Consider the following 14586-nt stretch of genomic DNA (forward strand, 5'->3'; position numbering starts at 1 on the left):
CCACACCCGGCCCGTACGCCTAACTAACCATCCACATTCAGAGCAGAAGGGCCGAATTTTCTGGGGGAGGACTCCAAGGTTAGGGGACGAAGTTTCTTCCCCGACTTTTTGTGGGCGCCGGCCCACCCCCCGCCGCCACCGTCGGCTATCTGTACGCCACAGCCCGACCACGTGCACTGTGCATTTGACTCGGCTCCCAGGTACATATTTCCGCAGTTCAGGAGGCCGAAGGCAGTACGTTTCGCTCAGAACGGCGCGTCGACGACTTTGCGCTTCGCGGCGTCCTGCGCTTGTTGAAGGTTGCCGACCTTGGAGATGCGGATGCCGCTCGGCAACTTCTCGTCGGTGCCGACCGGAATGATCGCGTGGGTGAAACCGAGCCGCTTCGCCTCGGCGATCCGGCGCCCGACCGCGGACACCCGGCGCACCTCGCCGGCCAGGCCGACCTCGCCGATGGCGACCGTCGTGTTGGGAATCGGCTTGCCGTCCATGGCGGAACTGACGGCCAGCGCGATGGCGAGATCGCCGGCCGGTTCGGTCACCCGCATCCCGCCGACGGTGGCGACGTAGATCTCGTTCTTGGCGATGGCCTCGATCTTGGCGCGGCTCTGCAGCACGGCCAGCACCATCGCGACCCGGGCCGAGTCGAGCCCCGACACCGCACGCCGCGGCGTGGCCATCTGAGATCCGTTGGCCAGCGACTGTACTTCGCCGACCAGGGGTCGCTTGCCGTCCATGGTGACCAGCGTGGCGGTGCCACTCACCGTCGAATCACGTTGGTGCAAGAAGATTCCGGACGGATCGGTGACCTGGTGGATGCCATCGTCGCGCTGCTCGAAACAGCCCACCTCGTCGGCCGCACCGAACCGATTCTTGATACCGCGCACCATGCGCAGCGTCGAATGCCGGTCGCCTTCGAAGCTCAGCACGACGTCGACGAGATGCTCGAGTGAGCGAGGTCCGGCGACCGCGCCGTCCTTGGTGACGTGCCCGACGAGGATGACGGCGATTCCGCGGTTCTTCGCCAGCGACACCAGAGCCGTTGTGACGGAACGGATCTGGGTTACTCCGCCGGTGACGCCGTCGGCGCCGGTGGCCACGACCGTCTGTACCGAGTCGACGATCATCAGCGACGGTCGGACCGCGTCGACGTGGCCGAGAATGGTCGCGAGATCGGATTCGGCCGCGAGATAGACGTTTTCGTGTACAGCGCCCGTGCGTTCGGCCCGCATACGCACCTGCCCGGCCGACTCCTCGCCGGTGATGTAGAGCGCCGTACGACCTTGCCGGGCCCAGTGTTTGACGGCTTCGAGCAGCAGCGTCGACTTGCCGACGCCCGGCTCGCCGGCGAGGAGGATCACCGATCCGGGAACCACGCCGCGCCCGAGTACGCGGTCGAACTCGCCGATGCCGGTGGCCACCGCGGCCGACGATGCGGAATCGATCTCCGTGATGCGACGGGCGGGACTGCTTGGTGCGACGGCAGCGGTGGTCGAGGTGCTCGACGGCAGTGCCGTCACTTCGTCGACGGAACCCCATTCGCCGCAATCCGGGCACCGGCCAACCCATTTGGCGACTTGATGCCCGCACGCGCTGCAGCGGTAGGTGTTCTTCGGCTTGGCCACAGGTGTCAGGGTAGGCAATCGGACCGACAGTCGGCCGACGCCACGGCCGGGAAGGTCAGTGACCGCCCTCGGGGTGAGCGCCCTCGGTGCTGCTGGGGGAACCGGTCTCATGGCCGCCCTCGTGGTGCTCACCCTCGGCGGCATGCTCGTCGCCGTGGACGTTGTGTTCTTCGGCAGGGACCTCGGCGGAGTACGCCGCACCCTTACGCGCGTACCCGGGGTCGGTGTCGACCGGTGTGAGGACTTCCTTGCTGCCGGCATCAACCCAGGCGCCGTCGGCGTTCTTGATCTCGAAGACGAAAGTGAGATTGGTGGTCAGGCCGGCCGCGACCGACTTACCGGCGCCATTGAGCGTCGCCTTGATCCGGCTCTCCTTGGTACCGGCAGACGAGGCATGGGAGACCGGCTGGGATACCCGGCAGGAGATGGTGGTCGCACGTTCGGCGACGTCCTCGGTCAGTCCCACGGGACTGCCGGCGCGCAGAGCGATCTCGGGCGTGATCTCGAGCTGCGGCCCGGCGGCGGGCGACAGCGTGACGGTGCCGCCCTGCGGAGCCTTGATCTCCTTGAGCCGGTAGTACTCGGTCGGATTGTTGCTGCTGATGACGAAGGACAGCTCGAACGGCCCACCCGCGGCGAAGACCTCGTCGGCCTTGTCGTTGGGGTAGATGATCTGGACGTTGCGCAGCGTCAGCGACAGGTGATTCGCATTGGCGCCGTTGACGGCCGGAAGTTGATTGGCGGTCTGCGAGGTCTGGCCCGCGCCACACCCGGTGACACCGAGGGCGACGGCGGCGCCGAGCGCTGCGATCGCTGCCGCGAGGCGAGTCCGCGTACGTACCGACCGACGTGCGGATTGTGGAAGCACTGACACCCGTTCCTCCCAGGTCAACGAAGCCAACTGCGCGGGTTGCGAACCCTGCACTACGCAGCGTAGTGGGCGCGGGTCGGAAAAGTCCGCCGGGGTGCCGTTTTGGTCCCGGGAAAGCACTCCGCAAAGCTGTCGTCCACACCGCGAAATGGTGGGTGTTGCGTTGTGGGTCACGGCCTGCTAAGGACAGGCTCACTACCTCGCAAAACGCCGTGGACACCATGCGTTCAGGGCGTTGACCTGCACCGTTGTCTACAGCCCCTCGAACGCCCGTGCTAGACTGGCGATACTCGAAAGGGGCAAGGAACATTGAATTTCAAAGTTGGCGACACCGTCGTTTACCCCCATCACGGTGCTGCCCGGGTCGAAGACATCGTGACCCGGACCATCAAGGGTGAGCAGATCGAATACCTTGTTCTCAAGGTTGCCGACGGTGACATGACCGTTCAGATTCCCTCCACCAAGCTCGAATACGTCGGTGTTCGCGACGTCGTCGGCGCAGAGGGTCTCGACGAGGTTTTCCAGGTGCTCCGCGCTCCGCACACCGAAGAACCCACCAACTGGGCACGCCGATTCAAGGCGAACCAGGAGAAGCTGATCTCGGGCGACATCATCAAGGTCGCCGAGATCGTTCGCGACCTGTGGCGTCGCGAGCAGGACCGCGGCCTGTCCGCGGGTGAGAAGCGCATGCTGACGCGCGCCCGCCGGGTGCTCGTCGACGAGTTGTCGCTGGCACAGAACACCGACGACGAGAAGGCGACCAGCATTCTCGACGAGGTTCTCGCCGCCGCATCCTGACGCGTTGCCGATCAACGTTGGTGTGATCGTCCCGGCGGCCGGATCGGGGACGCGGCTCGGTGAGCCGGTCCCCAAGGCGTTCGTCGACCTCGGCGGTGCGTCGATCTTGGAGACGTGTGTGTCTGGGGTCGTGGCTGCCGATGTGGCCGAGCGGATCGTCGTGGTGGTCCCGTCGGAGTTGGTCGACGAGGCGCGCGATCTGGTGCCCGAGGCGATCGTCGTCGCGGGTGGCGCGCACCGGTCGGACTCGGTCCGGGCGGGACTCGCCGCCGTCGACTCCGACATCGTCCTGGTGCACGACGCGGCTCGTCCGCTCACCCCACCCGCGGTGTTCAACCGTGTCGTGGCGGCGGTGCTCGCCGGTCATCCCGCCGTCGTGCCCGGGCTTCCGGTGGCCGACACGCTCAAGCAGATCGACGTCTCGCCGCCAACCGAGCCGGGCGTCGAACGCGTCGCCCACACCGTCGACCGTGAGCTTCTGCGTGCGATCCAGACACCACAGGGGTTCACCCGTGACGCGCTGGTGCGTGCGCATGCCGACGACTCCGGCCTGGCCACCGACGACGCCGGACTGGCCGAGCGGTGCGGGATCGACGTGCACGTGGTCCCCGGGGACCCGCTCGCCATGAAGATCACCACCGGCTGGGATCTGCGCATCGCGCGGGACATCATCGCCGAGGGAGGACGCTTGTGAGGGTCGGGATCGGGTCGGACGCACACCGCGTCGACGAGGACGCCGACTGCTGGATGGTCGGTCTGCACTTCCCCGACACGCCCGGCTGCGAGGGGCATTCCGACGGTGACGTCGGCGCGCACGCGCTGTGCGACGCTGTGCTCTCGGCGGCCGGTCTCGGCGACGTGGGTTCGGTATTCGGTACCGGTCGCCCGGAATGGGCGGGGGTGTCGGGTGTCGCCATGCTCCAACACGTGCGTCACCTGGTCACCGAGGCCGGGTTGCGCGTCGTCAATGGCGCGGTGCAGGTGATCGGCAATCGGCCCAAGATCGGGCCGCGTCGAGACGAAGCCCAGCGGGTGCTGTCGGAGGCGCTGGGGGCGCCGGTATCGGTGTCGGCGACCACCACAGACGGTCTGGGCATGACCGGTCGGGGTGAGGGTGTGGCCGCGGTGGCAACGGCGCTGGTCGAGTGAACGACCTGTAAGATCGCACGTCGTGACCCTGCGCCTGTTTGACACCGCCACGCGAGAGGTGCGCGACTTCGTGCCGCTGCACCCCGGCCAGGCGTCGGTGTACCTGTGTGGCGCGACGGTGCAGGGCGTTCCCCACATCGGGCATGTGCGCAGCGGTATCGCTTTCGACGTGCTCCGACGGTGGCTCGAGTATTCCGGGCTCGACGTGCTCTTCGTCCGGAACGTCACCGACATCGAGGACAAGATCCTGCGCAAGGCCGCCGACGCCGGCCGGCCTTGGTGGGAATGGGCGACGACGCACGAGCGTGCGTTCACGCAGGCCTACGACGCACTTGGCGTACTGCCGCCCTCGGGTGAACCGCGGGCCACCGGGTTCGTGACACAGATGGTCGAGTACATGGAACGGCTCATCGAACGCGGGCATGCGTACGCGGCCGACGGCAACGTCTACTTCGACGTACTGAGCCTGCCCGATTACGGTTCGCTGTCCGGGCACAAGCTCGACGACGTGCATCAGGGCGAGAGCGCGGGCACCGGCAAGCGGGACCCCCGCGACTTCACGCTGTGGAAGGCCGAGAAGCCCGGCGAGCCGTCGTGGCCGACGCCATGGGGCCGCGGCCGGCCGGGCTGGCACCTGGAATGCTCCGCGATGGCCACCGGACTTCTCGGACCCGAGTTCGACATCCATTGTGGCGGAATGGATCTCATCTTCCCGCACCACGAGAACGAGCTCGCGCAGGCGCATGGCGCGGGTGATCCGTTCGCGCGGTTCTGGATGCACAACGGTTGGGTCACCATGGGCGGCGAGAAGATGAGCAAGTCGCTGGGCAACGTTGTGTCGATCCCGGCCATGCTCGAACGGGTGCGGGCTGTCGAACTGCGCTACTACCTCGGCAGCGCCCACTACCGGTCGATGCTGGAGTACTCCGACGGCGCGCTCACCGAGGCGGCTGCCGGTTACCGTCGTATCGAGTCGTTCGTGGAGCGGGTGGCCGCCCGGGTCGGCGAGGTGACGATCGGCGAGATCGAACCCGAGTTCGCGGCGGCCCTCGACGACGATCTCGGTGTGCCGGCCGCACTTGCCGTGGTGCACAACGCGGTTCGGCAAGGTAACACCGCACTCGAATCCGGGGATGGCGCAACCGCATTGGCGGCCGCGTCGTCGGTGCGGGCGATGACGGGAATCCTCGGGGTGGACCCGCTCGATCCGCTGTGGGCGTCGGATGGCGACGATTCGGCCGCCACCGCGGCGCTCGACGTCCTCGTCCGTGCCGAACTCCAGCGCCGTGCCGATGCGCGGGCCGCCAAGGACTGGTCGACGGCGGACGCCGTTCGCGACCGCCTCGCCGAGGCGGGTGTCGAGGTGACCGACACCCCGGACGGGGCGCAATGGGCTCTCAAGGGTGAAGGCTGATGGCGGGTAATTCCAAACGTAAAGGCGCAGTTCGCAAGTCGGGCTCGAAGAAGGGCCAGACGGTGGGCTCGGGTGGGCAGCGTCGTCGCGGACTCGAGGGTCGGGGTGCCACCCCGAAAGCCGTCGACCGTCCGTACCATCCGGCGCACAAACGCGCCAAGGCCGCCACGAAGACGCCCGCCGGGCGCGGTGGGGGGGCGCGGCGCAAGGACGAGGGCGGCCCCGAGTACGTGCTAGGCCGAAACCCCGTGCTGGAGTGTCTGCGTGCCGGGGTGCCCGCGACGGCGCTCTATGTGGCAACAAATTCCGAGCCCGATGATCGGGTCGCGGAGTCGGTCAAGATGGCCGCCGACGCGGGCATATCGATCCTGGAGGTCGGCAAGCCGGAACTGGATCGGTTGTCGGCCAACGGATTACACCAGGGCGTCGCTCTGCAGGTGCCCGAGTATCAATATGCTCATCCCGACGATCTGATGGCGCAGGCGCAATCGAGCGGTGCCCCGGCGCTGCTGGTTGCGCTCGACAACATCACCGACCCGCGCAATCTCGGTGCGGTGATCCGGTCGGTCGCCGCCTTCGGTGGTCAGGGGGTGCTCATCCCGGCCCGTCGAAGTGCCAGCGTCACCGCGGTGGCCTGGCGCACCAGCGCCGGTGCGGCAGCACGACTTCCCGTCGCCCAGGCGACGAATCTGACTCGCACGCTCAAGGATTGGGCCGCTTCGGGCGCGCAGCTGGTGGGGCTCGACGCCGACGGCGACGTCACCCTGGACGACTACGACGGCACCGGTCCGACGGTCATCGTGGTGGGTTCCGAGGGCAAGGGGCTGTCGCGGCTGGTCCGCGAGAGTTGCGATTCGATCCTGTCGATCCCGATGGCCGGCGACGTCGAAAGCCTCAACGCGTCCGTCGCCGCCGGCGTCGTGCTCGCCGAGTTCGCACGCCAACGACGTCAGGCCTGACGCCGGTCAGGAAGCGCTGATCGCGATGTCCGCGTCGGCCAGCGCGGCCCGCACGGCGCGAGCGTGCCCGACGGCCCCGGGGGTGTCGCCGTGTAAGCAGATTGATTGCGCTGCAACGGATATCGAACTCCCGTCGATCGCGGTGAGCCGACCGTCGAGCGTCAACTCGACCACTCGTTTGGCAATCTCGGCGCTGTCGGAGAGCACTGCGCCCGGCTCGGAACGCGGAACGAGGGTCCCGTCGGGGCGGTAGGCGCGGTCGGCGAAGGCCTCCAGGATGACCGGCAACCCGGCCCGTTCGGCACGGCCGATCACTTCCGCACCTGGCAAACCCATCACCGCGAGTCCGGGACCGGCGTCGGCAATCGCGGTGACCACGGCCTGCGCTTGCTGCTCATGATGCACGATCGTGTTGTACAGCGCGCCGTGTGGCTTCACGTATGACACCTGCGCACCCACGGAACGCGCGATCGCCTCGAGGGCTCCGATCTGATAGATGAGGTCGGCGATCAGGTCGTCGGCGTCGATGTCGAGGAAGCGTCGTCCGAATCCGGCGCGGTCGGGGTAGGACACCTGGGCGCCGATCCGAACACCCGCCGCTGCCGCCGCACGACAGGTCGCGAGGATGTCGCTGGGATTGCCGGCATGGAATCCGCATGCGACGTTGGCGCTGGTGACGATCTCGACCATCGCCGCGTCGTCGCCGACACCTTCGCCGAGGTCGGCGTTGAGGTCGATGCTCGAGACGGATCCCGGTCGGCGACTCATGGGAACAGTCTAGTTTGGGCCCGGTCAACGGTTTGGGACGCCCAGTCAACGATTTGGGACGCACGGTCAACGAGGGAGGGGGCACACGGGGTGGACCACGCAATGGGACGTTTGGTCTACCGTGTGTCTTATGACATTGCTCGATAGCAAGGTGACAACGACCAACGGCATCGTTGCCGGTGCGCGGGGCAAGCGCACACGGCGCGGAACCATCAGCTGGCGAGGGATTCCGTTTGCCGCGCCGCCGGTCGGCGCGAAGCGGTTCCGCGCACCGGAGCCGGCACCGGCGTGGCCGGGGGTGCGGGATTGCACGCAACTCGGCAAGGCCGCGATGCAGGAGAAGCGGTTCACCGCGGTCGCTCCCGGCAAGTTCGCGCCGATGGGTGAGGACTGCCTGTCGCTCAACGTGTTCTCGCCGGAGGAGTCGTCGTCGACGCCACGACCGGTGATGGTGTTCATCCATGGCGGCGCCTTCATCCTCGGAACCGCGGCCACCCCGCTCTACGACGGTTCGTTCCTGGCCCGGTCGCGCGACGTGATCGTCGTGACCGTCCAGTACCGATTCGGTCCGTTCGGCCTGCTCGACTTCGGTGCCTACGCCACCGACGACCGGCCGTTCGACGTCAACTGCGGGCTCCGCGATCAGGTGGCCGCCCTGGAGTGGGTGCGCGACAACATCGCGGCCTTCGGTGGCGACCCGGCCCAGGTCACCGTCTTCGGTGAGAGCGCAGGCGGGTCGTCGGTGCTCTCGCTTCTGTCCACGCCGGCAGCCGCCGGGCTGTTCTCGCATGCGATCGCCCAGAGCCCCGCCGCCGAGCTGGCCGTCGAACAGAACGAGGCGCGGATCTACGCCGACGAGTACCTGCGCCTCCTGCGCGACCCGCAGCACCGGAGCGCCGGCGTCGAGCGCACCGAAGCGCCCATCGACCCCGAGGAAGCGCAGCGGCTGCTGTCGCGGGCCAACCCGGCCGAACTCCTGCGCGCGGGCGACCGACTGATGAAGTTCACCGTGCAGACCGGTGCGCCCGACCCCATCCCGTTCTGTCCTGTCGTCGACGGTGAGTATTTTCCGCGTTCACCGCTGGCCGCAGCACGCGCGGGCACGACTCTCCCGGTCCCGCTCATCATCGGTACCAATCGTGAAGAGGGCCAGCTCTTCGCCAAGCTGTGGAACGTCATGCCGGATTCCGAGAAGGCACTGATGCGGATCACCGACGACGAAACCCGTCGCGACCTCGCAGCGCTCTACCAGGGTGGCGACCGTGATCTGCTCCGGCTGGCCGGCGACGCCATCTTCTGGGCTCCGATGACCGCGTTCGCCGACGGTCACAGTGCCGTCGCCCCGACCTACGTGTACCGCTACGACTTCGAGCCGGCCGTGCTGCGGACGACGGGCTTCGGCGCGACTCATGCCACCGAACTGTTCGCCGTGTTCGGCGCCTACCGAGCGCCCATGGGCGCAGGACTCGCGGTGGGCTCCTGGAAGTCGACCGGCCGGGTGATCGACGACGTGCAGTCGCGATGGGTCAGCTTCGCCCGGACCGGCGATCCCGGCGTGGGCTGGCCGGCCTACCGCACCGACGATCGCAAGGTGCTCGTGATCAACGATCCCGACCGCGTGGTCACCGACCCCGACGCCCAGCGTCGGGACGCGTGGTCGAAGGCGCACAACCCGGCCGTGCCCGACCAGAGTGAGCGAGTGAGCTGATTCGGGTCAGGGCCGCCACACGGCAGGCGGGTCGGCGGTCAGGAACGACGACACGAGCGGGTTGAACAGCTCGGGTGCCTCGACGGGCAGGATGTGTGTGCCCGGCAGAATCGCGAGCCGACCGTTCGGTAGCGTCCGGGCGAGTTTCAGGCTGTGTTCGAGGCTCACGACGCCGCGGTCGGCGGCAATCACCAGCGTGGGAGCGGTGACCTCGGAGAAGCGTTCGACATCGAAGTCGGGTTCGTCGCCGAGCCACTGCACCAGTTTGTCGAACACGACCGGGAAGTGCGACGGGCCGTCGGGCGACATGGTGTCGTAGTCGGTCCGCAAGAACTCGACGATGTCGGGTCGTCGGCTGCGCACCCGTTCGAGGAACTCGTCGTCGTCGCGTCCCCGGCCGTCGACATAGTTTCCGAAGAGGACCATGCGGTTGACGAGGTCGGGTCGTTCGCGGGCGACGAGCAGAGCCACGACCGCACCGTCGGCCCAGCCGACGAGATGCGCCGGCGCCCCGACCACCCCGTCGAGATACTCGATGGTCTGATCGACCAGGGCCGCAAAGGAATACAGGCCGGCGGTGTCGGGGCTGTGGCCGTGACCGCTGCGTTCGGGCACGTAGACCTGCATGCCGTCGGCGAGTAGCCCCGCGATCTGTGCGCCCCAGGTCGACGCCGCTGCGAAGGCCCCGTGCAGCAGGACGGTCGGGGCCCCGTGACGGTCGCCGTCGTGGAAATGCCAGATCACCTGGCCGCCGACCGAGACGTACTCGCCGCCGTCGATTCGATCCCCGACATGCACCTGGGACATCTGTGTTCTCGTCCTACCTTGTCTTGCTTCTGGGGCCGTAAACGATCGATCGCGCAAGCGCCATCGTGTCAGACATTGTCTCGGCAAGGGGAAACAGTTGTGACTCGAATCCGCAACGGCGTCTCGGAAGAGGAATCGCCGCCCCAATAGCCGCGTGCGGGGCTGTTTGCTCCACCAACTTTGGAGGTCGGGGATATGAATGCGCACTACCGGGGGCCTATCCGAAGGGTGGTCTGATGCAGCGGTGGCCGACAGCGCACCTTGCCCGTGTGTTCGTGATCCTGCTGGTCGGCATGCTTATCGGTTCGCCGTTGATTGCGCCGCAACTGTCTCCTCGAGCGGGTGCGGCACCCGGTGATCCGCCACCGCCGATGAGTCTGCGCGACGTCGGGTCGTCGTCGACCATCACGTTCGTGGGGCAGCAGGGGGCGGTCAGTCTGTCGCTGCCGGTCCCGGAGAACCTGACGCCCAGCGAGATCCGCGGCACCGCGCAGCTGCCCGCCTTCGTCACCGGTGGCAGCGTCGACGTGATGCAGGGCGACCGGCTGCTCTCCCGCAATCCGATTCCGTCGACCCCGAACGCGCCGATCACCCTGTCGTTGCGGGGTGTCCGGGTCGACCGCCATGCCGCCGACATCGTGTTGCGCTCCTATCTGCGGGCCGACGGTTTCTGCCAATTCGACCCCGCCAACGCCTTCCGCATCGTCAACTCGACGCTGACCTACACCGGTCGGGAACGACGCCCGACCGCGGTTGCCGACTTCCTGCCGCCCGTCTTGCGCAAGCTGACGATCTATGTGCCCGACGACGTGCAGCAGGCCGAAGGGGCTGCCGCGGTGAACCTTGCGACCGCGGTGGTCGCCAATTATGGCTCGGCACCGGTGGCCGTGGAGACGCGCTCGTTGCCGCGGAACAACCTGGTCCCGACCACCCCCGTCGGGCCGCTCGAACGCCAAGTGGTGATCAGCACGTCGGCCCCGGCCGGGCTCAGCCTGCGCGACGGGCCCGGCTGGCCGTTCCTGCAGATCGGCGGGCCGGCGCAGGATCTCCTCGTGCAAGTGCAGTTCCTCGGCTCCGACCTCTCGTCGATCGCGATGAGCTCGTCGGCGGTGGCCGGACCGCTGCGCAATGCGCCGCAGTTGGCGCCGCAGGTGCAGACCCTGGCCGACCTCGGTGTCGGTGATCAGTTGGTGACGTCGAGCGCGTGGCCGACCGTCTCCTTCGGGATCGACCAGACCCGGCTCGGCCGACCGTCGCACAACGTGCGGGTCCAACTGGTCGGCTCCTACAGTTACGGCGGCGACTCTGCCGGTCAGCTCTCGGTTCGGGTCGGCAACCGCGTGATCGACTCCTGGGCCGCCGGCTCGTCGGGCGCCTACAACCGCTGGGTCGACATTCCCGACGGCGTGCTCAGCCGCTTCACCCAGGTCGTCGTCGCCTACACGCGGTCCGGGGTGCCCGAGGCGTGCGGAAACGGCACTCGGGGTTCGCTGAGCCTCGACTCGTCGGGCGAGGTGACCTCCGACGCCGCGGATCCGCCGGTCCCGGCCGGATTCCAGTCGCTCCCACAGTCGTTGATGCCGCGAACCCAGCTCGCCTGGACCAAGGGCGACGTCGGCGACGTGGCGCGCGCGGTGGCGATCATGACCGGGATGCAGCGCATGTCGGCGATCCCGCTCGGCGTCGACGTGGTGTCGATCTCCGACGCCACGGGTGCGCAGTCACCGGCGATCCTGATCGCCGCCGACGGGCAGGGCCTGCCGGATCTGGACCTCCCGGTCACCTCCGACGGCAGCACCATCACCGTGACCAACACGGCGGGGCAGACGTCGCAGGTCACGCTGACGCCGGCCACCCGGTACGGAACATTGCAGGTGGCGCGCGACGACGACCGCACCGTCCTCGTCGCAACCTCCACCGAAGACACGGCCGACCTCGACGCGATCCTGGCGTGGCTCGGCGACGATCCGGACCGCTGGGCGGCGATGTCCGGCGACGCGGTGTTGCAGGTCGCCGACCGTGAGCCGGTGTTCGTCACCGTCGACGACGCCGTGCCGCCGTCGGAGTCCTCGGATTCCGGGCTGTCGAAGACGGCGGCCGCGGCGGTGGCGGTGGGTGCCCTGTGCGCTGCGGGAGCGGTGGCGGCGATCATCGTCGTGGGCCGGAGACGGCGAGGGAGACAGGGGTGACGGGAGCAGGGGCGACGGGGTCGCGATGACCGTCACCGAAAAGTCCTTCGCGTCGCATCACCGCCCGACGATCGCGGAGTGGACGAGTGCACATCCGGGCTGGACCGTCGTGATCCGGTGGTCAGTGTTGCTGGCGCTGACCGGGATTGCGTTCTGGAACACGATCGTGGCGATCGTCGAGGAGATGTACGCGCAGACACTCATCGGCTATGTGCCGATTCTCCTTCTCCTGTGCGCCATAGCTGCCATCGGTGTGTCCTGGCGGCGTCATCTCGAGCCGCCGATCTACGACCGCCAGACCGACGTGATTGTCGGGCTCATCGTGCTGTCGCAGGCGATCGTCATCAAATACCTTGTGACTCCGCGTTATTCGCAGACCTACCTCACTGCCCACATGGATCTGCTGGCACTGTGGGTCTTTGTGCTCGGGGCGGCGATCATGATGTTCGGTCTGCGTCCGGTCGCACGGTATCGGTGGGTGTGGTTGATCTTTCTGGCCATCTGGCCGATCCCGACCCGGGTCATCGTTCTGACGCTGGGTGGCTCGTCGTTTGCCGAGGGCGCCGTCACGGTCCTCTACGCCGCCGGTGCGACAGCGATCGCGGTGGGCCGTACGTGGCGGCGTGCTGCGGCCGGGGCCGCGATGACGATGGCCGTCGGCCTCGTGACGCTCGTCGGCGCGGTCGCGGTCGGCGGCTCGCGCATCTCGATGGTCACCATCCCGGCGTTGGCGGCCGCACTGGCCACGTCGACCGTCATGTACATCGACTACCGCCATCGCGGCGGGCATCCGTGGTCGCCGCTCGGGCGGGAGGTGTTGCCGCCGACGCTCAAGCAGGTGGGCCGGCCCGGCGTGGTCGTGGTGCTGGCGGCGGCGTGTCTGGCGTTCATCCCGGTTCCGCCGGTAGGGACGTGGCCGTCCGCGTACATCGCGGGTATGCCGATCGGGCAGCCGCAGGTGATGCCGCCCGGTTGGCGTCAAGAGTCCATCACGCGATATGACTGGGTCACACGACTTTACGGACCCGAGTCGGTTCTGATCAGGCAGGCCGTGGTGCAGTCGCGCGGCGACGTCGCCTACGACAAACAGGGCCGGCCGCGGCGGGTGATGGTCGACAGCGTCGACACCGAACGTCCACTGGCACTTGAGGTGTACCCCTACATCTTTCGCTACGACCTCGTCGGTGACCGCTTCAGTCCGGCGGTGGAGGTGAAGCTTCCCGAGGGGGTGCGGTCGTGGATCTGGACCGTCGTCGACGACGTCCGCTACCTGACCTACACCGTGCTGTCCTGGTGGTGGAACAACGGCGACCGCACCCAGCAGATGATGCTGTGGTCGGTGGACAATCATGAGCCCGACGCTCGATTCCCGGCGCCGGAGATGACCGTTACGGCCAACCTCAACACGATGTTCACGGTGATGTTCCGCGGTAACGCCGTGATCCAGGCGGTCGACCAGCCCACCAAGGACCGTGATCTGCTGGTGTCGCTCGGTACCGCTCTGGTGACCGCGCAGGCCGATGCCGCCGCACGGAGTGCGACATGACCCCACGTGGCGACCTGGCCCGCGTCACTCGACCCCAGCGCGATGTGGCGGAGCTGCTCGCCGACCCCGACTATCGGGCGGCGGCCTTGGAAGACGCGGTCGGCCGGTTACGCGAGGCCGACGTCGATCGGTCGGCATCGGTGCCGTTCAACCGAATTCAGAAGGTGATCGGCGCTGTTGCGGGTGCGGTGTCCGCGGTGGCGCTGGTGTTCTTCACGGTGCCCGCGCTCGCGACCTTCGTGTCGATCGCGACCATCGTCTACGTCGTCACCATCCTCGATCGGTTGGTGATCTTTCGTCGTGGTCTGGTCAACGGCGCGATCGGCGTGACCGACGAGCAGGCCCGGTCGCTGGCCGACGACGACCTACCGCCCTATACCGTCCTCGTGCCCGCGTACGGAGAACCGGAGGTCGTGGGCGATCTGATTGCGGCGGTCGAGTCCATCGAGTATCCGCGCGACAAGCTGCAGGTGTTGTTGCTTCTGGAGGAGGACGACCAGCCGACGATCGACGCGGCGCGTGCGGTCGAGGCGGGTGGCCTGGTCACCGTCGTGCTCACACCGCCGGCGCAGCCACGCACCAAGCCGAAGGCGTGCAACTACGGACTGCACTTCGCGACCGGCGACATCGTCACCATCTTCGACGCGGAGGACAAGCCCGACCCGCTCCAATTGCGCAGGGCCGTATACGTGTTCACCACCATCGGCGACGACTCCGTGGTGTGCGTGCAGGGCAAGCTCAGCTTCCACAAC

Annotated in this window: 13 protein-coding genes; 9 read left to right on the plus strand and 4 right to left on the minus strand. The window is 67.7% G+C overall.

The window, feature by feature from the left end; translation table 11 throughout:
- Positions 1–245 precede the first annotated feature (245 nt).
- Positions 246–1625, minus strand: a complete 1380-nt coding sequence (radA, locus tag MKW15_RS23725; protein WP_240862762.1) for a DNA repair protein RadA — start codon at positions 1623–1625, stop codon at positions 246–248.
- 55 nt (positions 1626–1680) lie between these two features.
- Complete coding sequence (locus tag MKW15_RS23730; RefSeq protein ID WP_240862764.1) at positions 1681–2499, minus strand: hypothetical protein; 819 nt, start codon at positions 2497–2499, stop codon at positions 1681–1683.
- 306 nt (positions 2500–2805) lie between these two features.
- On the opposite strand from MKW15_RS23730, the gene MKW15_RS23735 reads away from it, so the two are divergent.
- From MKW15_RS23735 to rlmB, 5 genes are read left to right on the plus strand one after another with little or no spacing between them, the layout of a single operon-like run.
- Positions 2806–3294 carry a CarD family transcriptional regulator gene (locus MKW15_RS23735; RefSeq protein ID WP_240862766.1) on the plus strand — a complete coding sequence of 163 codons (489 nt, stop codon included), beginning with the start codon at positions 2806–2808 and terminating at the stop codon, positions 3292–3294.
- A gap of 4 nt (positions 3295–3298) precedes the next feature.
- Positions 3299–3988, plus strand: a complete 690-nt coding sequence (ispD, locus tag MKW15_RS23740) for a 2-C-methyl-D-erythritol 4-phosphate cytidylyltransferase (protein ID WP_240862767.1) — start codon at positions 3299–3301, stop codon at positions 3986–3988.
- Positions 3985–4443, plus strand: coding sequence for a 2-C-methyl-D-erythritol 2,4-cyclodiphosphate synthase (gene ispF, locus MKW15_RS23745; protein ID WP_240862769.1), 459 nt, complete (start codon positions 3985–3987; stop codon positions 4441–4443). The genes ispD and ispF overlap by 4 nt, the downstream gene beginning before the upstream one ends.
- A gap of 22 nt (positions 4444–4465) precedes the next feature.
- On the plus strand, positions 4466–5857 hold the full coding sequence (gene cysS, locus MKW15_RS23750) for a cysteine--tRNA ligase (protein ID WP_240862771.1): 1392 nt from the start codon (positions 4466–4468) through the stop codon (positions 5855–5857).
- A complete protein-coding gene (rlmB, locus tag MKW15_RS23755; protein WP_240862773.1) occupies positions 5857–6816 on the plus strand; it encodes a 23S rRNA (guanosine(2251)-2'-O)-methyltransferase RlmB in 960 nt (319 codons plus the stop codon). The genes cysS and rlmB overlap by 1 nt, the downstream gene beginning before the upstream one ends.
- Positions 6817–6822: 6 nt before the next feature.
- On the opposite strand, the gene MKW15_RS23760 is transcribed toward rlmB, so the two are convergent.
- Positions 6823–7584 (minus strand): 5-oxoprolinase subunit PxpA, encoded by a 762-nt coding sequence (locus MKW15_RS23760; protein ID WP_240862775.1) that lies wholly within the window; start codon positions 7582–7584, stop codon positions 6823–6825.
- A 130-nt stretch (positions 7585–7714) separates the two neighbouring features.
- On the opposite strand from MKW15_RS23760, the gene MKW15_RS23765 reads away from it, so the two are divergent.
- Positions 7715–9292 (plus strand): carboxylesterase/lipase family protein, encoded by a 1578-nt coding sequence (locus MKW15_RS23765; RefSeq protein WP_240862777.1) that lies wholly within the window; start codon positions 7715–7717, stop codon positions 9290–9292.
- Between the two features lie 6 nt (positions 9293–9298).
- Here MKW15_RS23765 and MKW15_RS23770 read toward each other — a convergent pair whose 3' ends face one another.
- On the minus strand, positions 9299–10099 hold the full coding sequence (locus MKW15_RS23770) for an alpha/beta fold hydrolase (RefSeq protein WP_240862779.1): 801 nt from the start codon (positions 10097–10099) through the stop codon (positions 9299–9301).
- A gap of 236 nt (positions 10100–10335) precedes the next feature.
- Between MKW15_RS23770 and MKW15_RS23775 the strand changes: the two genes are divergently transcribed.
- The 3 genes from MKW15_RS23775 to MKW15_RS23785 all read left to right on the plus strand — a co-directional run.
- Positions 10336–12288, plus strand: coding sequence for a hypothetical protein (locus MKW15_RS23775; RefSeq protein ID WP_374248127.1), 1953 nt, complete (start codon positions 10336–10338; stop codon positions 12286–12288).
- A gap of 25 nt (positions 12289–12313) precedes the next feature.
- Complete coding sequence (locus MKW15_RS23780; protein WP_240862780.1) at positions 12314–13834, plus strand: hypothetical protein; 1521 nt, start codon at positions 12314–12316, stop codon at positions 13832–13834.
- Positions 13831–14586, plus strand: a 756-nt coding sequence (locus MKW15_RS23785) for a glycosyltransferase (protein WP_240862782.1), incomplete at its 3' end; no start/stop codon positions are given. The genes MKW15_RS23780 and MKW15_RS23785, both read left to right, overlap by 4 nt.

Source organism: Gordonia gummivorans, from assembly GCF_022513585.1.
In the GTDB taxonomy this organism is placed as follows: domain Bacteria; phylum Actinomycetota; class Actinomycetes; order Mycobacteriales; family Mycobacteriaceae; genus Gordonia.